Source organism: Prevotella herbatica (assembly GCF_017347605.1).
Taxonomy (GTDB): domain Bacteria; phylum Bacteroidota; class Bacteroidia; order Bacteroidales; family Bacteroidaceae; genus Prevotella; species Prevotella herbatica.
On record NZ_AP024484.1, the window covers coordinates 818895 to 841347 of the forward strand.

14 protein-coding genes are annotated in these 22453 nt (G+C 35.5%); 11 read left to right on the forward strand and 3 right to left on the reverse strand.

The genetic code is table 11. The annotated features are described in order from the left end of the window. Positions 1 to 27 precede the first annotated feature (27 nt). From prwr041_RS03130 to prwr041_RS03180, 11 genes are all read left to right on the forward strand, one after another. Positions 28 to 1407 carry a sigma-54-dependent transcriptional regulator gene (locus prwr041_RS03130; protein ID WP_207154896.1) on the forward strand — a complete coding sequence of 460 codons (1380 nt, stop codon included), beginning with the start codon at positions 28 to 30 and terminating at the stop codon, positions 1405 to 1407. Next, positions 1404 to 2708 (forward strand): sensor histidine kinase, encoded by a 1305-nt coding sequence (locus prwr041_RS03135; protein ID WP_207154897.1) that lies wholly within the window; start codon positions 1404 to 1406, stop codon positions 2706 to 2708. Before prwr041_RS03130 ends, prwr041_RS03135 begins: the two co-directional genes overlap by 4 nt. A gap of 288 nt (positions 2709 to 2996) precedes the next feature. Continuing rightward, positions 2997 to 5240, forward strand: a complete 2244-nt coding sequence (locus prwr041_RS03140) for an outer membrane beta-barrel family protein (RefSeq protein ID WP_207154899.1) — start codon at positions 2997 to 2999, stop codon at positions 5238 to 5240. Positions 5241 to 5300: 60 nt separating this feature from the next. Beyond that, on the forward strand, positions 5301 to 6320 hold the full coding sequence (locus prwr041_RS03145; RefSeq protein WP_207154901.1) for a sensor histidine kinase: 1020 nt from the start codon (positions 5301 to 5303) through the stop codon (positions 6318 to 6320). Beyond that, the gene (locus prwr041_RS03150; RefSeq protein WP_207154903.1) at positions 6317 to 7072 is read left to right on the forward strand and encodes a LytR/AlgR family response regulator transcription factor; all 756 of its coding nucleotides are present in this window, start codon (positions 6317 to 6319) and stop codon (positions 7070 to 7072) included. Before prwr041_RS03145 ends, prwr041_RS03150 begins: the two co-directional genes overlap by 4 nt. A gap of 370 nt (positions 7073 to 7442) precedes the next feature. Then, positions 7443 to 10187: a TonB-dependent receptor gene (locus prwr041_RS03155; RefSeq protein ID WP_207154904.1), complete on the forward strand. Its 2745-nt coding sequence runs from the start codon at positions 7443 to 7445 to the stop codon at positions 10185 to 10187. A 4-nt stretch (positions 10188 to 10191) separates the two neighbouring features. Next, a complete protein-coding gene (locus tag prwr041_RS03160) occupies positions 10192 to 10575 on the forward strand; it encodes a hypothetical protein (protein WP_207154905.1) in 384 nt (127 codons plus the stop codon). A gap of 2 nt (positions 10576 to 10577) precedes the next feature. Continuing rightward, positions 10578 to 12092: a DUF6850 family outer membrane beta-barrel protein gene (locus prwr041_RS03165; RefSeq protein ID WP_207154906.1), complete on the forward strand. Its 1515-nt coding sequence runs from the start codon at positions 10578 to 10580 to the stop codon at positions 12090 to 12092. Positions 12093 to 12102: 10 nt separating this feature from the next. After that, the gene (locus prwr041_RS03170; protein WP_207154907.1) at positions 12103 to 13353 is read left to right on the forward strand and encodes a DUF4876 domain-containing protein; all 1251 of its coding nucleotides are present in this window, start codon (positions 12103 to 12105) and stop codon (positions 13351 to 13353) included. A gap of 6 nt (positions 13354 to 13359) precedes the next feature. After that, the gene (locus prwr041_RS03175; RefSeq protein WP_207154908.1) at positions 13360 to 16167 is read left to right on the forward strand and encodes a M16 family metallopeptidase; all 2808 of its coding nucleotides are present in this window, start codon (positions 13360 to 13362) and stop codon (positions 16165 to 16167) included. A gap of 611 nt (positions 16168 to 16778) precedes the next feature. Beyond that, positions 16779 to 17705, forward strand: a complete 927-nt coding sequence (locus prwr041_RS03180) for a hydrogen peroxide-inducible genes activator (protein ID WP_207154910.1) — start codon at positions 16779 to 16781, stop codon at positions 17703 to 17705. Between the two features lie 45 nt (positions 17706 to 17750). Here the strand turns inward: prwr041_RS03180 and prwr041_RS03185 are convergent, their stop codons facing one another. Genes prwr041_RS03185 through prwr041_RS03195 form a run of 3 tightly spaced genes read right to left on the reverse strand, consistent with a single transcriptional unit; the run spans position 17751 to position 22352 of the window. Next, positions 17751 to 18797, reverse strand: coding sequence for a S41 family peptidase (locus prwr041_RS03185; RefSeq protein WP_207154911.1), 1047 nt, complete (start codon positions 18795 to 18797; stop codon positions 17751 to 17753). After that, positions 18794 to 19648 (reverse strand): DUF3316 domain-containing protein, encoded by an 855-nt coding sequence (locus prwr041_RS03190; protein ID WP_207154912.1) that lies wholly within the window; start codon positions 19646 to 19648, stop codon positions 18794 to 18796. The genes prwr041_RS03185 and prwr041_RS03190 overlap by 4 nt, the downstream gene beginning before the upstream one ends. Continuing rightward, positions 19629 to 22352, reverse strand: a complete 2724-nt coding sequence (locus prwr041_RS03195; protein WP_207154913.1) for a DNA gyrase/topoisomerase IV subunit A — start codon at positions 22350 to 22352, stop codon at positions 19629 to 19631. Before prwr041_RS03195 ends, prwr041_RS03190 begins: the two co-directional genes overlap by 20 nt. Positions 22353 to 22453: the final 101 nt, after the last annotated feature.

Below are 22453 nucleotides of genomic sequence, written 5' to 3' on the forward strand. Positions count from 1 at the left end.
AATCAAAGAAAACTGTATTTTTGCAATATGATTCTAATTATAGACGATGACATTTCTATACGCGCTTCACTATCATTCATGTTGAAACGTGCTGGTTATGAAGTTGTGGCTGTATCCTCTCCTAAAGAGGCTATGGTCACAATTCGTGACACTGCACCTCAATTGATATTGATGGATATGAACTTTTCGCTCTCCACATCCGGAGACGAAGGAATAACTCTGCTAAAACAGGTTAAGTTATTCAGAAAGGATGTGCCTATAATACTCATGACAGCATGGGGAAGCATTGATCTGGCTGTAAAGGGTATGCGTGCTGGTGCATTCGATTTTATAACTAAACCATGGAACAACGCATCTCTTCTGCAACGTATTGAGACAGCTTTAGAGTTAAACTCTATTGATGACAAATGTGATAAGGAATGCTCTCAAAGCATTAATAGCCCAAATAAAGAAGAAGATAGTTTCGACCGCTCGTTTATCATAGGAAACAGCGATGGACTAAACAAGGTTCTTGATGTCGTGAAACGTGTAGCTAAGACTAATGCTTCTGTTCTTATTACCGGTGAGAGTGGAACAGGTAAAGAACTTATCGCAGAAGCTCTTCATCGCAACAGTATGCGTAAGAATAAAAACTTTGTGAAAGTTAATCTCGGTGGAATATCTCAATCGCTTTTTGAGAGTGAAATGTTCGGTCATAAGAAGGGTGCATTCACGGATGCATCAAACGACCGTATTGGACGCTTTGAGTTGGCTGACAAAGGTACGATATTCTTGGATGAGATTGGTGATTTAGATATTGGCAGTCAGGTAAAGCTTTTGCGTGTATTGCAAGATCAGACTTTTGAGCCCCTTGGTGATAGCCATGCTCATAAAGTAGATTTGCGTATCGTATCTGCCACAAATGCTGATCTTACTAAGCGCATAGCTGAACATTCTTTTAGAGAAGATCTGTTCTACCGTATCAATCTAATCACAGTACATCTACCAGCGCTAAGAGATAGGCGCGAAGACATTCCGCTATTAGCAAAACATTTCGCTAACAAACAATGCGAAATTAATAATATACCACAAGTAGAATTTTCACCAGATGCCATGAATCTGCTAACACGACTTCCATATAGTGGCAATATACGTGAACTTAAAAATCTTGTGGAGCGTACTATCATCATCTGCTCTAAGAAAATACTTACTGCTGATGACTTTAAACCACAAATAAATATTCGCCCAGAGACTAATATTGCGATCAATAGTGATGGACTTACGCTTGATGATATTGAAAAACGTACCATAATTTTATCTCTTAAAAAGCATAATAATAATCTATGCCATGTAGCGCTCGACCTTGGACTAAGCAGAGCTGCACTTTATAGAAGACTAGAAAAATATAATATAGACTATAAGAAATGAGACTTCGAGGCTGGTTTATAATACTCATCATACTGTTGTCTGCAACAATCACATTACTGCTGGTGCAAACTTTTGTTCCACAGAAGTTTTTGTTCTACTCAACAGAGGTACTTGTTGCTGTTATAATAGCCTATATGTTTTTCTTCTATCGCAAAGTTATCAATCCTATTCGAGTAATTGGCAATGGTGTCGAATTGCTTAAGGAACAAGACTTCAGTAGCCGACTACGTCACGTAAATCAAAAAGATGCCGACCGTATTGTTGATGTGTTTAATCGCATGATTGCCCAACTTAAAGATGAACGTCTGCATGTAAGAGAGACTAATCAATTTCTAGATTTGCTTATTAATGCCTCACCGCTTGGTGTTGTTATTCTCGACTTTGATGGACACCTATCGTCTATGAACCCTGCGGCAGAGAAGTTTTTGGAAATATCATTAATAGCAACCAAGGGAAAGAAAATAAGCGAAATTGGTAGTCCGCTATCTGATAATTTATCATCTTTAGGTAAAGACACATCAAGAACATTCCAGTTGAACGACTCACATATATACCGTTGCAGCCGTTTATCATTCATAGATAGAGGTTATGCACATCCATTCTACCTTATTGAAAGTCTAACAGAAGAGGTTATGGATGCAGAGAAGAAAGCATACGAAAAAGTGATACGAATGATTGCCCACGAGGTAAACAACACGACTGCTGGTGTAACATCTACTCTTGACTCGCTATGCGATATGCTAAAAGATACGCCCGACTCTACCGACATACGTGATGTGATGTCGGCCTGTATTGAGCGTTGCTACTCTATGAGCAATTTTATAACTAGATTTGCCGATGTTGTTAAGATTCCACAGCCTCAACTTATGGTTAATGACCTTAATCAGTTGTCAGATAACTGCATTCAGACCATGGAGACAAAGTGTGCAGAAAACAACATACACATACACAAGGATTTCGCAGATGGGCAGGTACTTGTAAATGTAGACTCAGAACTAATAGAACAAGTTATAGTCAACATAATAAAGAATGCAGCAGAGAGCATCGGACAAAAAGGTGATATCTATTGCAAAACTTCATCATCACCCACTATACTTGAGATCGCTGATACTGGTGAAGGCATATCAGATGATACACAGAAGAAACTATTCAGTCCATTCTTTTCTACGAAGCCAAATGGGCAAGGCATCGGCCTTATATTCATACGAGAAGTACTTAACAAGCATAACTGCCATTTCTCACTAAAGACTTATACGGACGGCATTACAAGATTCAGAATAGAATTCGCAAAAATAAAATAAAGTCTATGCTAGCACTTATCAAGCTTTTGTATATAGCAATGCTATAATTGGAAATAGCACTCAAGTTTTATAGAAAATATAAGTAAAAGTATATATCATTGTAATGTATTAATTTCTAAATTAAAACTATTACATATAAAATTTGGGAAGAGATAGATTGGTAAAAAGGCCAAACTAAAGTAAGAGAATCTATCATTTCAGTATCATTTTTTGCTGCTTCAGAGAGTTTACAACTTATGTTTACTCCAACCTTTAATACTTTTGCATTGCAATTTTAACAAGACTACAATGAAAGTAAAAGTATTATTTGGTATTAGTGTAATGCTGTTATCTGCGCAAATGATGACGGCACGGACAAAGAATGTTGTTAAGAATGATACAACGACATTGAATAAAAAAGTTCCCAAGGAATGGTACGAGAAAGAACATCAGCTACATGACGTAACCGTTGTAGCACATACACCTATCGTGAAAATGAAAACCGATAAAATTACTTATCAAGTTCGTCACGATGTAGATGCCAAGACTCACACAGTACTAGAAATGTTACGAAAAGTGCCAATGATTACTGTAGACGGCAAGAATAATATATCTGTCAATGGGTCAAAACAATTCAAGGTTTACATTGACGGCAGACCAAGTACAATGGTTACTCGCAATCCAACTCAAATATTACGTAACATGCCTGCAAATAGTATCGAGAGTATAGAGGTAACTACTAACCCAGGTGCACAATATGATGCAGAAGGTGCGGGAGGCATACTGAATATCATCACGAAGAAAAATAAGAATTTGAACAATAAGATAGAAAGTATTAATGGTACTGTACATTCTACTATTGGAACAAATAATTATGGTTTAGATGCAAATATCAGTGGACAAAAAAATCATTTCTCATATGATGTGAATCTAATGACAGACTATATGAAATATAAACACAATAAATCAGAATCTGACATTAATCAAAAATCATTCTCAGCTCATACTTCTCAAGACACCAAACAGTCAATGCCTTTCCATATGGCAGAATTCGGCATAGGATATCAGCTAGATTCTTTATCTTCTTTACATATGAATCTGTCTGTTACAAATTTTAAGCTACATGAATATGGCTTTCCTGAATACTTTTATAAAGGTGGCACTTACGGCAATGGACTGAAATTTGGCAACAACCTAGACACACGCAGTAATGAGACATCGTATGATGGAAGCATTAACTACCAGCGCTTTTTTGGAAAGAATAATAAAGGAAGCATGATGTTTACTTATCAGCTTTCACATAATCCTGTAAAAAATGATAACGTAAATAGTTTTTTCAACATTAATCAAACTCAACTTGTAATCCCTGAGAGTAGAAAGTCTAGCGTAAGGGAGAAAAATACAGAGCATAATTTTCTAGCAGACTTTACTATTCCGCTAAATAAAAACACGAAAATTAATACTGGAGCCAAACTAACACTTGGGCAGAATCAAAGCAATTCGTCTGATTACAGAATTGACAAAGGCCTATATAAAGAGAATATTGACGGTTCTGTTTTCTATAAGCAAAAACAACAAATTATGGCTATGTATGGAGAGTATGATGCCACAATCGGTTGGTTATCCGTAAAACCAGGACTACGTTATGAATATACATTGCAGAAAACGAAATATCTGAAAGGAGCTGGTTCTAACTTCAATATCCACTATGGAACTATTGTGCCAGCATTAAGCATATCGGCTCGTATTAGTGAACTGCAGAATATAGGTGTAAACTATAATCTAAGAATACGCCGACCAGGCATTACTGAACTTGACCCATATGTTGATCGTTCCAATCCAACAACTCTAGTTTATGGTAATTCTCACCTCGATGCAGAAAAAACCAATAATCTATCAATTGTTTATAATCTCACAGCTAGTAATTTTGCAATGAATGCGACTTTACGCCATAGTTTCAGCAACAACGCCATTGAGCAATATTCATTTAATAATAATGGAGTTCTCAATACCACCTATGGTAATATCGTGAAAAGGAACATCTCTGCCCTTAATCTATATATGAATTGGAGTATGACCACCTCCACACGTATGATGCTTAATGCCGAAGCAGGATATACCGACTTAAGAAGTGCAGCTCTAAATGCAAAAAATAATGGATGGAATCTAAACGTTAACTACGGTATACAGCAAAATATGCCATGGGATATCAAACTGACTACAAATTTGGAACTGATGACCCGCAAGCATACACTTCAAGGATACGAATCAGGAATGTCACTACTATCAGCTAGTATATCAAAATCATTCTGTAACGACAAATGGAATGTTACAGTATCAGGGACAACAGGGTTAGGGCATGGTGGAAACATTGTATGGACATCATATAATAAAGGTAATGATTTTAATTCCACAAACAGTTTTACAGAACCAGTAAAGAATATATCATTGGGTATCAGTTACACGTTTGGAAGTAAGAAAGAAACAAACAAAGATGATGATGATTGGATGCAGATTGGTAGCAAATCGCATTCAGGCAAACATAGAAAGTAAAAAATCACAGTATTAAATTCAGTGTATTAGGAAAATACAGTATCTTTGCGACATATGAATATGGTACAACGATTGATATTGAAGATTGTTAGAGTAGTAGCACTTTCTCTATTGAGCCTACTACTCTATTACATACTTTGGTCTACAATAGACGAAGATTTTAGAAAACAGATCTTTCATTGGCCTTTTGAGCCTATGGATATGATTTATGATTATTCATCGTGTCTCATATTCACTGTATTAGCTCTCAGTCTAAGCAAACTTGTTTTCAAGTATATCAAATGGTCGCGTCATCCCATGTTGATGATTATTACCCAGATATTCCTTATACTCGTAGTTAACAATATCACAGCGGGAATAGTCAGTAATTTATTGAATTCTCCATATAACGATAAAGACCCAATCTTATATGTTGAAAGCTTGTATCTAACAGGCATATTGTCTACTTTCATAGCTTGCATATATGCGATGACATACTACTGGAAATCTTATGAGAATGTAAATAAAGAGCGTAACCGTTTCAGATTACAAGCACTTGAAAATCAGATCAATCCGCATTTTGTATTCAACAACTTCAGCATCTTGGCAGACTTGATTGAAGTTGATCCGCATAAAGCAACAGAGTATCTGATGAAACTGTCAAAAGTATATCGCTACACACTTTCACACTTTGACCGCAGTCTTATTAGTATTGCCGAAGAACTGGATTTTTTGAATGAATATCTCTATCTTCTGCATGAACGCTTCGGTAATACAATTACGGTAAACATTGATAAAGAAATAAATAAGCTTGATGGATTTATTCCACCAGCAGCACTGCAGATGTTCGTAGAAAATGCTATCAAGCACAACGAGCACACCACAAACAATCCTCTTATAATAGAAATAAAGACTGATGGAAGCGATATTATCGTGAGCAATAAAAAACACTGTATAAACAGCAGTGTGCTATCAACAAATATTGGCAATAGTAATGTATTAGAAAGGTATGTCATTCTTAGTAAACAGTCTATCAAGATTAATAATACAAAAGAGAACTTTATTGTAAGACTTCCTATCATTCATAAAAAAGACGCATGAAAATATTGATTATCGAAGATGAACTAAGCAACACTACACGACTATGTAGAATTTTAAAAGAAATAGAAAAAGATGCTCAGATACTTGCTACGACAGCAAGTAATAAAGAGACAAAAGACTTCTTTTCAAAGACAGAAGAGATGCCTGATTTAATTCTTGCTGACATCCAATTAGGAGATGGACTTAGTTTTGAGGCATTAAAGTCTGTTCCACAATCAATACCGGTCATTTTCACAACCGCCTACGATCAATATGCTATAAAAGCATTTAAATTTAACAGTATAGACTATCTGCTAAAGCCTATTGATAAAGATGAACTTAAAACGTCCATCAATCAGGCTCGCGAAAAAAGTAATTCCAACACTGATGCCATAAAAGAATTACTTTCCTCTATTCACGGACAGGATATAAGATATAGAGAAAGATTTTTAGTTCCATATAGGGATGGGTATGAAGTTGTATTGGTAACCAACATCAGTCATATCTGTACCGTCTATAAAGATACACGAATATATATGAAATCAGGTTATTTTTATAGTATATCTTTATCACTTGATGACATCATTAGCCAATTAGACCCAACACGTTTCTTTCGAGTAAACCGTCAATTTATTATCAACATAGATGTTATCAGTCAATTAAAGACATACTTTGCAGGAAAAGCCCGTGTATATATTAAAGAATACGAGGATTTAGAAATCATGTGCAGTCGTGAACGGGTGCCGATTCTGAAGAGTTGGTTAAACAAATAAGCAAAGTACATAAATCGCGTTTAGATAATTATTTATTTAAGGTGAAAATATGAGGCATATCATTTGAGATTATTTTAATCCAACGATATGCCTTAATCTCACATAGTAACAAACAATCCCATAGTACGATCCTGAAAACCAGCAGACTTAGCAAAGACTATAATCCTAATCAAATTTACAGGTATCACTATATGCAATGAATTAAATCTGCTACAAATATATCAATCGTATATACAACAAGGTAATGTTCTATTTTAATATTTTATTGATTTGTTTATTTTATCAACAGCTATACATTATCCCAAATCATTATTTTTAGGTATTGCAAATATTTTTCAATCAGTCTACCTTTGCAAAAAAAATAAATTAGATGAAGTTTTGGATATTAATATATTCTTTCCTTTTTATTGTTTTTGCTGATGGCTTAAAAGCTCAGAACATATATAAATGTAGGATTGTCGACGGAATAACAGGAGAACCTCTTGTTGGCGCAGTTATGAGAATGAGCGCTGATAAGAGAATTTCAGCAGTTAGCGATATTAACGGATATGTATCAATCATTCCGAAGAGAGAGCTTATTAAAGATGGAATTGATATAACATATATTGGATATAAAAAACAACATAGCTTACTTGGAAACGGCAATATATATAAACTATCTCCATCAGAAACAACAATAAACGATGTTGTTGTAACGGCAACAGAATCTCATGGAATAACAAGTTCGTCAAAAATAGCGAAATATGCTATGGAACATCTTCAGCCATCAAGTTTTGCAGACATACTTGAACTTTTGCCGGGAGGAATGGCAAAAGATCCAGCGTTAAACGCACCGAATGTAATTTCTTTGCGTGAAGTACCAATATCAAGCAGTGACTATTCAACATCATCTTTAGGAACATCATTTGTTATTGACGGTGCTCCAATAAGTACAAATGCAAATATGCAGTTTATGAACGGAGCATGGGATACCCAAACAACATCACGCGATTTCACAAATTCAGGAGTTGATATGCGTGCAATATCTACAGATGATATTCAGAATGTAGAAATTGTAAGAGGTATACCATCTGTGGAATATGGCGACTTAACCAGTGGTTTGGTTAAGATTAACAGGCGGAAAGGCGGCAATGATATATCTGCTCGTTTTAAGGCTGACATGGATAGTAAATTATTTTATTTGTCAAAAAGCTTTACGTGGATTCCTAGCCGTATGTCGCTAAACTTAAGTGCTGATTATTTAAACAGTAAATCAGATCCCAGAAATATTCTAGAGACATATAGTCGTATCACTATTTCTGCACGATTAAACAAAGAATGGATATCAGACACCAGGAAACTTACAGCTAGTTTGAATATGGATTATGGCGGCTCTTTTGATGATGACAAAGTGGATCCTGAATTAAATTATGGAGGTGTTGACAAATATGCATCAAAATATAATCGCTATTCATTGAATGCATCGGTAGATTACATAAATCTTAATAAGAAATCTATCTTTAAATCAGCTTCAGCGCTTATGTCTGTTGCTTATGAGAAAGATCTTTTAGACCGCACAAGATTGGTACAGCTGAACAGAGAGACTCCTGCTGCAACAACGACAACAGACGGAGAGCATGATGCCGTATTAATTTATCCATACACATATACTGCAAATCAAAAAGTAGACGGGCAACCTTTTAGTTTATATGCAAAGGTAAATACATCTTTAGCGTTTCCGTTAAAAGGTACATCTAATGAATTAAAATTAGGTGCAGATTGGCAGTTAGACAAGAACTATGGTGATGGTCAGATATTCAATCAGTTAAATCCTCTTTATCCAGGATTATCTGTTCGTCCACGTAAATATTCAGCAGTTCCAGCATCACATATACTATCAGAATATACAGAAGAGAATCTTGGATTATCTATCGGCAAAAATAAACTTGATGTTCAAGCAGGAGTAAGATTAAGCACGATGTTAAATCTATCTGATAAATATGCACTTCATAATAAGTATTATATCGACCCAAGAATAAATCTAGGATGGACATTCCCATCTATTGATTTTTTGGGTAAGACTTTAACTATTCAGATTGCAGGAGGATATGGTGAACATACAAAGATGCCTACGATGGATTATATGTATCCTGAACCTGTATATATGGATTTGATAGAACTTAATTATTATCATCCTAACAGAGACTATCGCAGAATATACTTACAGACTTATGTTAAAGATCCTACTAACTACAACATACGCGCAGCACGAAATAACAAGTGGGAACTGAGAGGAGATTTTAATCTTGCAGGGAATAGACTATCGGTTACTTATTTTAGAGAAGATATGAATTCTGGATTCCGTTCTACAGCGATATACAATTCATACAGTTTTAAGAATTATGATGCTTCGGGCATAGATGCTAATACTATAACATCACCACCTGATGTTGCAACATTGCCTTACACAATGCAGAATGAGCTACACAGCTATACTACCACAACGAATGGTAGTCGCACATACAAAAAAGGCATTGAATACACATTCTCCACGATAAGATTTCCTATCGTAAACACACGTCTTACGATAAATGGAGCTTGGTTTAAAACTGAATATAGTAATTCGCAGTCGATAGTGGAAATGCCTTCAAAACTTATTGGTGGAGAAAGCTTTCAATATGCCGGAATATATAAAAATGACGATGGATATATTAGAGAAATGGTCAATACTAATTTTACATTTGATAGCGATATACCAAAACTTAAACTAATATTCTCCATCTCGGCTCAATGCGTATGGATGACAGCATCGCAAAATAAAGAAAAAGAAAATGTACCGACACAATACATGGATAAATATGGAGTTATCCATGATTTCACAGAAGAAGATAAAAATGACACTTATCTTCAGTATCTAGTACGTTCATATAATTCATCTTTATATGACAGGCAGACTGTGCCATTTTGTATGAATGTGAATTTTAAAGCAACAAAGAAATTGCTCGACGACAAGTTGACGATTGCATTATTTGTAAACAAATTGCTGGATTACAATCCTGATTATGTGCGCAATAATTATACGATAAGACGCCACGTGACTCCATATTTTGGACTTGAAATGAATGTAAAAATATAGGTCTATGAGAAAAAAGACACTCGGCATATTGATTTTGATATCATTTATATTGAATATACTATCAGCTTGTCATGATGATAATGAAGACTATACCACATCTGCAAATATCACAGTTAGTGTTCCCGACAGCATTCATATTGAAAAGATGCAGGGCACAGTAACTGTTGTGAATCTTAATAACAAACAGTCTTACTCTTCATCGGAGTTCAATGGTACCTCAACATTAATTGATGTTATGCGTGGAAGTTATTCTATCAATGTGAATGGTACCGTATTATACCATGACAAACAGAATATAAAACACACAAAAAGCTTTAGAGCGGCTTCAAGTTATTGTGAATTTCTTGATCATCCAGCAAAAGCTTATGTTAATATAATATTCATGTAAATATGAAAAAAACAAGGTTCATATTATCATTATTAATGCTTAGCGTTTGCACAATAGTTCGTGGAAGCGTTGAGGATACAGTAACAGCTATAAATGAGCATAATTCTATATTCGGTGATGTACTTTCCTTGCAAAAGAATAATCCAGCATTTATGAATAATGCCTACGATAAACAATATTCTGAATTACGAGTATATACAGATTATGAGAAACTGAATCGCCCTATACTATATGAACTGGGAGATGGACATAATTATGCTGGTATAAATATTAATTCCTACATCAAATTAAACAATACGACAACGGTATGGGGAAGTGCTTCGTATAGAAGTGGAAGCAAAAAAGATATAAAATGGAATTCTACTGCAGATTTCAGCACACTCTATCCATATATTATGGGCGATACACTGGGTGGAAATCTTAATAATGAGCGATATACATTCTCGGGTGGATGTGCAACAAAAGTTGGACGACTAACTATCGGAGAACTTATTTACTTTAGAGCAGAGCACGAATATCGCACAAAAGATCCAAGACCCCGTAGTATAGTAACTGACCTATCCATGCGCTTAGGTGTATTATATGATTTGGGAAAGTATCTTCTTGGAACTGGTTTAGGAGCAAGATTCTACAAACAGACAAATAGCGTTGAATTTTTTAAAGAAGATGGTGTGATACCAGAATATCAAATGCTGGGACTAGGCATGTACCACAAAAGATTTTCGGGTAATAATGCATCATCATATTACAAGGGAACTGGATTTTCTTATGATATAAATATTTCTCCAACGAAGAAAAATGGAATGTATCTATCGGCAGAATATAATTATATTCCATACAAGCGTGTTTTGCCAGATATGAACTCCTTCCCTATAACGACACTCTATTTGTATAATTATAACGGTGAGGTAGGTTGGAAAACCGTGGAGAAACTTGGGTGGAGTTGTTTTGCCGGAATCAATTATGAAAAAAGAGATGGAGATGAACATATTGCTGGTAATTCTTCTTCAGGCGAGTATCTTGTAATAGCAGATATGACAATGTTTCATAGTCATAAAACTGATAGCTACATAGGTGGCGCACTAAACTTTAATGGCAGGACGCAATGGAATTTTACAGGGCGCATAGGATATATTGATTACGCGTCAAATTACGTATTTCCAATTAGCAAGATGTCTTTTTCTAAGTTATATGAACGAATCGAAGGTCAGTTTATTGGTAATATTAAAAAAGATATCACCGTGAATTGCATACTTTCTGCATCATACTTTCATAACCAGAATAAAGACATCACGATGCCCTATACAGCTATGGATAATGCGAATATAAACCTTATGGAATATACATACTCCAACATAACTGGTAATTATTTAATTATATCAGCAAAAATGAGAGCAGACTACACACCATCAAATTGGAAATCATATGGCATGTTTATAGAACTCGGTGGAGGAAGATTTGAAGGAAATAATAATAATGGAAATAAAATATATTTATCAACAGGTATAACATTCTAAATAAAATAATATGAATACAAAAGAAAAATTCAGACTTATACTGGCATTTATTGCCGTAAGTGTTGTTTTCGCATCTTGCAAAGATAACGATAATGAAAATGAGGTAGAGCAAAATGTGAAGTTCGCTATGTCGCTAGACATGCCGCTAAATATTAATTCGCCATCATTAACTGGAGCAACAGCTACCCTAACAAATGTACAAACAAAAAAAACTTATGTAGCAAAAAACTTCAGAAGAGCGGGCACACAGTATGTTGACACAACAGAAGTTCCGGAAGGCAACTACACTCTCGACATACGAGGAGGAATTTCTTATAATCTTGATACAACAATTGTAAATACATCTGTAAAAGCAACAGAAAGTAACGTCATCGTAAATAAAACATCTACTGGTAACGATATGTCTCACAAAACAATAGCATTAAACACCTATAATGCACAAGATGGTTTTGTTATTTCAGAGATGTTTTTCACAGGCACACTTACTCCAGAAGGAAAGCAATATAGTAATGACCAATATATTAAAATAGCAAATAATAGTGATTCTGTTTTATATGCAGATGGACTTGCATTCGTGGAGTCTTCATTCATGACTGTTTCAAAATTTGATTATACTCCTGACATTATGAATCAAGCTATGACTATTGATGCCATATACATAATTCCAGGTAGCGGTAAAGATCATCCTATAAAACCGGGACAAGAGATAACACTTGCACTTAATGCTAAAAACCATAAAGAAATTAATGCGAACTCTATAGATTTGAGCAACGCCGACTTTGAATTCTATGATGTATCTTCTAATCCGAAATTCTCGGATGATGATAATCCAAATGTACCAAATCTTGCAAATTGGTATGACTACTCAAATACATATTTCACGCTTCATAATCGCGGATATCATTCTTATGCTATAGCAAAGCCTGAAACAGACAAGGAGACTTTCTTGCGTAACTATTATTACAAATATAGCTATGTTATGTCAGCAAATGGAAATTCATATACGATGAATAAAGATGGATACAAACTTCCTAATTCATGGATTATTGATGCCGTAAATCTGAGTATTGCAGCTTCTTATCAATGGAACGTTGTGTCGGCATCGCTTGATGCAGGATGGGCTCATTGTGGAAGCATTGACGCTGATAAAACAAGATTTAGTAAAGCCGTAGTGCGTAAGAAATCTGGAAATAGATTCATTGACACCAATAATTCAACAGAAGATTTTGAATCTGATGCAACACCAACATTATTAAAATAACAACTTATGAGAAAACAATTAATAACCGGAATATTGCTAGCCTTTGCTGTATTTTCGCAAGCAGCCGAGCAACTTCCACTAGACAAGAATGTACGTAGAGGAAAACTTCCTAATGGACTTTCATATTATATACGTAATAATACGCAAACTCCAAATGTTGCCGACTTCTACATCGCACAGCGTGTAGGATCTATACTAGAAGAAAAGCAACAACGCGGATTAGCTCATTTTCTTGAGCACATGGCTTTTAATGGAACATTAAACTTTCCTGGTGACAGTATTAAGCCGGGTGTAGTTAAATGGTGCGAAAGCGTTGGAATAAAGTTCGGACAAAATCTTAATGCTTATACGAGTGTAGACGAAACTGTATACAATATTTCTTCTGCACCGGTAACGAATATGAATATAGTTGATTCATGCCTTCTCATTCTTCACGACTGGAGCCATTCATTACTCCTCAAAGATTCTGAAATAGACAAGGAGCGAGGCGTTGTTCATGAAGAGTGGCGTACTAGACGTTCAGGAATGGCAGTACAACGACTGATGGAAGATGCAGCTCCCGTGATATATAAAGGTACAAAATATGAAGATTGCCTGCCTATTGGAAACATGGATATTGTAGACCATTTTAAATATAAGGACCTTAGAGACTATTATGCGAAGTGGTATCGTCCAGACCTTCAAGCTATCATCGTTGTTGGAGATATTAACGTAGATAGTATTGAGAATAAAATAAAGACTATCTTTGGCTCTATTCCAACTCCGGTAAATCCTGCTGAGCGAATATACTATCCTGTAAATAACAACGATTCTATCATTGTTTTTACTGCCAAGGATAAAGAGCAGCCAACGGTAAACTTCAGCATCTATATGAAACGTGATGCAACGCCTAGAAATGAACACAATTCAGTATCTAACTACGAAGATAGTTACAAGTCTAAAATTATAATGAAGATGCTTAACGATAGATTGAAAGAAATTGTCAAGCAATCTAATCCTCCATTCTTATCTTCATCAGTGCGTGATGGTTCTTTCTTCTTATCAAATACAAAAGATGCCTTTAGTAGTTCGATGATGTGCAAGCAAAACAATATAAAAGAAGGTATCGCTGCACTTATTGGAGAACTGCAGCGCGCACGCCATCTTGGTTTCACACAGTCAGAACTTGACAGAGCAAAATCAGAAACATTAAGATTTGCACAGAATGCATACAACAGCCGCGAAAAGAAGCGTAACGGTCATTACGTAAAAATGTGTCTACGTAATTTTTTAGATGAAGAACCTATGATGTCTGCCGAGGATGAACTAAAGGAAGTGACAAAATTAAACTCAGAGATTAGCCTCAAAGATATTAATTCTGCTGTTGATAATATCATAACTAACAACAATGAAGTTGTAACAATATATGGACCAGACAAAAATGGTTTTATGATGCCTTCACGTAGCGATATTATTTCATGTATAAAGAATGCCCAAAGCAAGAAATATGAACCTTATGTTGACAAAGGCGTTTCTGCTGATTTAATTTCAGGAAAGATTAAAGCAGGGAAGATTGTCTCTGAAAAGGAATGGAAACATGGATATAGATTGTTTACATTATCTAATGGTATGAAGGTGTACGTTCGTCCAACCAACTTTGAAGCAGACAGAATTAATCTTTATGCATTTAGTCTTGGCGGAAAATCTTTATACCCAGTATCTGATATGGCTAATCTTAACTATATAACAGCAGCAATAGCAGAGAGTGGTATTGGAGATTTTGATGCTACCTCATTAGATAAAATACTTGATGGTAAGACCGTAAAACTTTCACCATATATTGGTGAAGAAACAGAAGGTTTGAAAGGTTATAGCAATATAAAAAATATGAAGGAGCTATTCCAACTTGCTCATTTATACTTTACATCACCAAGACAAGACAAAAGTGCATTTGCTAGTTTGATGAATAGACAGAGTGAGTTTCTAACCAATCGTGATGCAAATCCTAATGTTTCATATAATGATTCTATCATTTCAATACTATATGGTAACAACCCAAGAATGGCACCAATAAAGAAAGAGAACCTGTCTTTAGTGAACTATGATAGAATTATGCAAATATACAAAGAACGATTTGCTGATGCTTCAGATTTCTCTGTCATCCTTACAGGAAATATAGACATGAATACTGTTCGCCCTCTTATATGTAATTATTTGGCAAGTTTGAAAGGTTATAAAAGTAATGAACAAATAAAAGATAATCACGTATATATACGTGATGTAAATGAAACTCATATATTTCAAAAGGAACAGTCTACTCCATCTTCATTAACAAGTATCTTTATAAAGGCCAAGACAGAATATAATGCTGAGAATTCATTACTTATTGACGTTATGAGCCAAATTCTCCGTATGATGTATACGGAGAAAGTGCGTGAAGAAAAAGGAGGCACATATGGAGTAAGTGTTAATGGTGAACTTGAAAAGTATCCATACGCAGAAGCCCTTATGAAAATAAGTTTCCGTACTGATCCTGAAAAATACCAAACTCTTATTCCTATTATATATGAGCAGTTGAATATATTGGCAAAAGATGGTCCTAGTGAGGAAAACTTAAACAAGGTAAAAGAATATGAATATAAGACATACGGACAGGTTAAAATCACAAATGACTATTGGAATTACATTGCTTATAATCAATTGTTTAATAAAGTAGATTTTGATGATAACTATCTACAGAGAGTAAAATCTCTAACCATAAATGATATACGTAATTTTGCCATGAAAATGCTACAGCCTAATAACCGTATAGAAATTACGATGAAGTCAAAATAGAAATTACGATTTAATTTTTGACTTACATATATTGATATCAAAAAAAACAGCGTACTGCTTATATGCAGCACGCTATTTTTTATAGAAATACTAATCCTCGTATGCAAAGAGTTTTATTTACTTTTGTCAATTGTAAGTTTAATATTGTTGTTATCCCAACAACTATTCGTACAATAATGCATGGGGTGATATCTAGAAATATAATCAATCATTTAATCAGTCGAACTTACATACTGAGGATGTTCCTAGTGTCTGTATTCTTATTATATTCATATTTTTCACAAACACCATTAGTCTAATACCATGCTATTTTAGACTACATCTATTCATTCACTTTTAAGTTGAGAATTCAGCATTTTATTGTAACTAATTCTGAGAATGAAATCGCAAGAAAGTTTGACCTTAATAACGATATACATACTCTAGACGCTGAATCTATTACTTCTAACAATAGAAAAATTAAAATCTTACTAAAGATATGTCATGCCGCAAAGATAATATGTTTCCCGATAGACTCCAACAGATAATATTTATGAGCATATTGATAAAATCTATTTTATGTGATCAAATTTAAATTATAATGTGTACATTTGTAGGAAATTTATGATATTATGACACTGCAACAACTAGAATATATAATAGCAGTAGACCGTTTTCGTCATTTCGGAAATGCGGCAAATTACTGTAATGTTACGCAACCAACTTTAAGCGCAATGATTCAGAAACTAGAGGATGAACTTGGAATAAAGATATTCGACCGCCAGATGCATCCTTTGGAACCAACCAAAATTGGAAAGATTGTATTAGAACAAGCAAGAAAGGCCATACTTAGTTCTATGCGTATAAAAGATATCGTAAATGAACAACAGAATTCTGTTGACGGAACATTTAATCTGGGCATAATTCCAACAATAGCACCATATCTGATTCCTCGCTTCTTTCCACAGATGATAAATAAGCACCCAGAAATGGATGTAAGAATTACAGAAATGAAAACCGAGGATATTAAGAAAGCTTTGCGTCATGGTGATATTGATGCAGGTATAGTTGCAGACCTCGACGGAATGGATGATTTTGTAAAAACAGAACTTTATTATGAAGAGCTCTTCGTATATGTATCACCAAATAATAAACTTATAAATAATGAGACCATAAAAGATAAAGATCTGAATGGTGAATTCTTATGGCTTTTGGGTGAAGGTCACTGTCTTAGCAAACAAATGCAGAAGTTCTGCCATTTGAAACATGCTGCAATAAGTGAACGCGCATATCGTCTTGGAAGTATAGAGACTTTCATGCACATTGTTGAAGGTGGGCGTGGTGTTACTTTTATTCCTGAACTTGCCGCTACACAATTGACTGAAAATAAAAGAAAATTGGTTCGTCAATTCGCTATTCCTTCTCCTACAAGAAAGATTATTATCATAACTACGAATAGCTTTATTCGTAATACGATACTTCAACTTATTACCGATAGTATTAAAAAAGCAATACCAGAAGATATGCTAAAGTTGAAACCCCATCAGCAACGAGTTTAATAATAATCAAGTAAGTTCTTCAGTCTATGATTGAGAAAATTATAGTTATTTTGACAATAGATTTCTCGCAAATTCTATTATAGTATCCTTGCCATGGTAGAAATCTGTTGTCGTCATATCTACTTTATAATCAGGGGCTATGCCAAACTCAGTGCTTGCTTTATTTTTGTCAAATATAGGACATGCTGAAAAACGAATGCCCCAACCAATCGGTATCTCACTGCTGAATGGCATTCCTGCTCCGCCACCAGTTTTATCACCAACTGTCATAACATTTGGACAACACTTCATATACTTCACAAACTCATTAGCTGCACTGTAAACGCTACGGTTAGTGAGTATGATAACGGACTTCTGCCAGCGTATCCCCGTACTAGGTTCTAGATATTGTTCTTGTAATGATGAAAAATCATCATGTCCCTTACCAGTCTTGTGCTGCATATATCCAACCAGAAGCTTCTTGTTGGTAAATCTTGCCGCAAACTCCTCTGCACTGGTCATCATTCCACCGGTGTTATCCCTTATGTCAATAATCAATCCACGCGTCAACAGTAAGCTTGACATTATCTCATCAAGGTTACCACTACCCAACTTGCCTTCAAATGTTGAACAACGTATATAGCCAATATTGTCATCAAGTACTCGATATTTCATGCCATTGGCAATTTTATAATCGGTACCAAGATATTTTGTTATAAGCGAGTCACTAACATTGCTTGGATAGTTTTCATGCCACGACCAGTTTCTTGCAACATCGAAACTCGAATACATATTAACGTGTCCGTCACGCAGTTCGCTAAGCATGTTTCCAAGAACCTCAAAGAGTTGTGCATCAGTCATTTCTCCATTTATCTGTTTGGCATATCTTGTATGGACTTCGTTCCAATCCAGTCCATATTGTTGAGCCTTATAGTCAAAAAAACAATAATGCTGATCTATTATACTCCAAAGAGCTTCAAAGTTTCCCTTGGGATTGTCAGCATACTGATCCTCGTCTACACAGCCTGTCAATGAAGTGAGTGAGAATAAAACAAATAAAATCAATAATGATATATTAGTTTTTTTAAATATGCCTATTGAATAATATCTCATTTTCTTACTTTAATTAGTTTAAATGTCTTCACTATTCCAATCATTATGGCGTGAGTATAGACATGCTGTTTAAGGTTGTTCACACGGGCCTGTTGAAACTCGCCAAGATATCCTATGCTAAAAGTGGAATGCAATAGCGGAAAATCAAAAGTTAGCATGTTGCGTAACGATGGGGCATTGCCGGGATGCGTGAAACAGACATTGTGGTCGTAGTTTCCCTCAGAGAATATCTCATAATAAGACTGTCCGTAATTCGGGCTAAACATTATTCCTGCAACAGGAATACCTATTTCATATCTTAGTTTAAAGTCACGATATGCCCCACTATGAAATGGGTTATGGAAATTATATTCAAGCGCTGCTGTTGGCACAATATTTATAAACGCACGCGCCTGTGCTGGATTATTTCCATTGCGCGTGTTGTATATAAATCCAACGTTTGCCTCTACGTTTCCACCTGCTTCAAGCAGAAGCTGATTGCTCCCTATATTCCAAGTATTAAATAGATAATGCACACCATATTGAAAATTATAGTTGCCAGACATTTCCTTTCCGTCTCCAGAACGATTATCAATATATGAAATATTACCTTGATGAACAAGTTCATAGATAAATCTGTTTCCTTGTCTCTGTCTTAATGTATGACTCATATATCTTACATCTGTACCAGTGTATTTTTCAGGGCTTAGATAAGTATCAAGTATATTTGTCGTTCCTATACCTATCATCTTGCGGTTGGTGATAAACTTATCGCCAAACATCAATGAGTCTGTTTGCGCATTCATACTCATGTTGCACATTAATATTGGCAACATGAGAAGAATCCTATTTTTAATCGTCTTTATTTTCATTGTCTTCTGGGAATAAGCTGAGCTGTCCTATCTGCTCATCGATTATTTGTTGCTGGCTTTTACCAGCATCTGGGTCAAGATTTTCCTCATCATCATCTCCATTTTCAGTGTTTTCATTTTTGGTATATTCCTCTTCACTGAATCTTGTTGGTTCAAGTTCGGTTATCGAGTCAATCTCCCAAGTGGAAATTCTCTTACCCTTTGCCTTAAATCCCTTAACTCCGATGAATTGTTCTGCGTCTATTTCCTCTGCTGGTCTTACAGAGTCGTTACCTCCATAAGAAACTTTTATTAGGGGATAATATGTATCTGTGAGCAATACGAGTTGACTGTTTGCATTATCGCCCAACATATTTTGAGGTCGTTTAATTGCATCCATCGTAAATCGCTTTACATAAGGATAGCCTTGATTGTCAGCATCATACAAAACTGCTGTCCAAATTTTGTGTTGATTCCATTTCTCAATACGCAAAATATTATCAGGATAATGGTTGTTTGCATCAAAGTCTGTGATATAAAAATCACCGTTTTTGAGCACTACTAGTATACGATCTTCATCAAAGAATTCACCTAATGAATATCCGTGCTCTTCATAGTTGATTCGTTTCACGTCTGGATCATACCAAACCTTACGACCACCAAGAGTTGAATGACCATGATTTTTCAGGCTTATGCGATGTATTCCTACTTTAGATAGAAGATTTCCCTTTGCAGACCTAGACTTTATCATGATTTCACTAAAGTCTTTTTCACGGAATATATTCTGTCGTTTCAGTTTTGGATCAACATCGAGAGTAATCTTTATAACCTCAGCTTCTCCATTTGGATTAGCTGTAAAATACATAATTTTTGATCCAGGAGTGCCAAGTGTCAAGTTGTAATCTCTATCACGTGTTATACTAGTGACATTGAATCGCTTGATATAATAACAGCCCTGTTTACCATCCCTGTATACAACGTTGTATATGGTACGTCTATCATTTTTCTTGAACACTTGCAACCAGATGATACCTTTACCTACAAATATCTTTTCGGCAACCTTTACCACCTTAAACAATCCGTCCTTATAGAATATGATGATATCGTCTATGTCAGAGCAGTTACATACAAACTCATCTTTCTTCAATCCTGTACCGACAAAGCCTTCCTGACGATTGATATACAATTTTTGATTAGCTTCAACGACCTTTGTACTATCTATCGTGTCAAAGCTGCGTATTTCGGTATGACGAGGATGATCGGCACCATATTTATTCTTGATAAACTTAAACCAGTTAATCGTTACATCTGTCATATGGTCAAGGTCATTGTCGATATCAGCAACTTCAGCCTTAATCCTTGCAAGCAGTTCCTCTGCCTTATCCTTATTGAACTTAAGAATGCGCTGCATCTTTATTTCCATAAGTCTGAGTATATCCTCACGTGTAACGTCACGTATAAAGTCTGGTTTAAATGGAGTTAGCTTCTCATCTACAAAAGCGATAGCTATATCCATATCTGAAGCCTGTTCAAATTTCTTTTCCTTATATATTCGTTGCTCAATAAATATACGTTCAAGACTTGCAAAGAACAACTGTTCAAGCAATTCTCCGCGACGTATCTGAAGTTCCTTGCGCAACAGTCCCATTGTACGTTCTGCACTATGGCGAAGCACATCACTTACCGTTAGGAAACATGGTCTGTTGTCTTCAATTACACAACAGTTAGGGGATAAGTTTATTTCACAGTCGCTGAATGCATAAAGTGCATCAATAGTCTTGTCTGAGGAAACACCTGGTGCAAGGTGTATCTGTATTTCTACCTCGGCAGCAGTGTTGTCATCAACGCGTTTTGCCTTTATCTTTCCCTTGTCAATTGCGCGAAGTATGCTATCAATAAGAGTTGTTGTAGTCTTACTAAATGGTATTTCACGTATAACAAGAGTTTTACTGTCAAGTTTCTCTATTTTCGCACGAACCTTTAAAGCTCCGCCACGTTGCCCATCATTATACTTATTGATGTCAATAGCTCCACCTGTGGGGAAATCAGGATATATATGGAAATCTTTTCCACTGAGGTAGTTGATTGCGGCATCACAAATATCATTTAAGTTATGCGGAAGTATTTTGCTGCTAAGACCTACGGCAATACCTTCAGCCCCCTGCGCAAGCAACAAAGGAAACTTAGCTGGGAGTGTTATAGGCTCCTTGTTACGTCCATCATAACTCAACTGCCAATCGGTAGTTTTAGGATTAAATACAACATCAAGCGCAAATTTTGATAAGCGTGCCTCAATATAACGTGGAGCTGCAGCACGGTCACCGGTTAAGATGTTACCCCAGTTACCCTGCGTATCAATTAGTAAATCTTTCTGTCCCATCTGCACGAGTGCGTCACCAATAGATGCGTCACCATGAGGATGAAACTGCATAGTATGTCCCACGATATTAGCCACCTTGTTGTATCGTCCGTCATCCATCCTCTTCATAGAGTGTAGGATACGTCTTTGCACAGGTTTAAGTCCGTCCTCAATATGCGGCACGGCACGTTCCAAAATTACGTAACTGGCATAATCTAGAAACCAATTCTTATACATGCCACTGAGATGATGAACGGCAGACGCATCAAATTTATCAACCGGTTTGTAATCGGAATGCGCATTATCCGTCAATTCCTCATCCTCATTGTTTACAATATCATTATTGTCTTTATAGTTATCGTCCATGTATGTATTTTTGTCGTAGTCTTGATTTAATATGGAAAATAGAATGATGCAAAGATACAAAAAAAAATTGATAAATGTCTTATTTATCCTTAAAGTAGAAC

What these genes read in the sequence shown, in the direction of transcription:
- prwr041_RS03130 (WP_207154896.1), top strand. Translation starts at nt 28, where the DNA reads ATGATTCTAATTATAGACGATGACATTTCTATACGCGCTTCACTATCA.
- prwr041_RS03135 (WP_207154897.1), top strand. Translation starts at nt 1,404, where the DNA reads ATGAGACTTCGAGGCTGGTTTATAATACTCATCATACTGTTGTCTGCA.
- prwr041_RS03140 (WP_207154899.1), top strand. Translation starts at nt 2,997, where the DNA reads ATGAAAGTAAAAGTATTATTTGGTATTAGTGTAATGCTGTTATCTGCG.
- prwr041_RS03145 (WP_207154901.1), top strand. Translation starts at nt 5,301, where the DNA reads ATGGTACAACGATTGATATTGAAGATTGTTAGAGTAGTAGCACTTTCT.
- prwr041_RS03150 (WP_207154903.1), top strand. Translation starts at nt 6,317, where the DNA reads ATGAAAATATTGATTATCGAAGATGAACTAAGCAACACTACACGACTA.
- prwr041_RS03155 (WP_207154904.1), top strand. Translation starts at nt 7,443, where the DNA reads ATGAAGTTTTGGATATTAATATATTCTTTCCTTTTTATTGTTTTTGCT.
- prwr041_RS03160 (WP_207154905.1), top strand. Translation starts at nt 10,192, where the DNA reads ATGAGAAAAAAGACACTCGGCATATTGATTTTGATATCATTTATATTG.
- prwr041_RS03165 (WP_207154906.1), top strand. Translation starts at nt 10,578, where the DNA reads ATGAAAAAAACAAGGTTCATATTATCATTATTAATGCTTAGCGTTTGC.
- prwr041_RS03170 (WP_207154907.1), top strand. Translation starts at nt 12,103, where the DNA reads ATGAATACAAAAGAAAAATTCAGACTTATACTGGCATTTATTGCCGTA.
- prwr041_RS03175 (WP_207154908.1), top strand. Translation starts at nt 13,360, where the DNA reads ATGAGAAAACAATTAATAACCGGAATATTGCTAGCCTTTGCTGTATTT.
- prwr041_RS03180 (WP_207154910.1), top strand. Translation starts at nt 16,779, where the DNA reads ATGACACTGCAACAACTAGAATATATAATAGCAGTAGACCGTTTTCGT.
- prwr041_RS03185 (WP_207154911.1), bottom strand. Translation starts at nt 18,797, where the DNA reads ATGAGATATTATTCAATAGGCATATTTAAAAAAACTAATATATCATTA.
- prwr041_RS03190 (WP_207154912.1), bottom strand. Translation starts at nt 19,648, where the DNA reads ATGAAAATAAAGACGATTAAAAATAGGATTCTTCTCATGTTGCCAATA.
- prwr041_RS03195 (WP_207154913.1), bottom strand. Translation starts at nt 22,352, where the DNA reads ATGGACGATAACTATAAAGACAATAATGATATTGTAAACAATGAGGAT.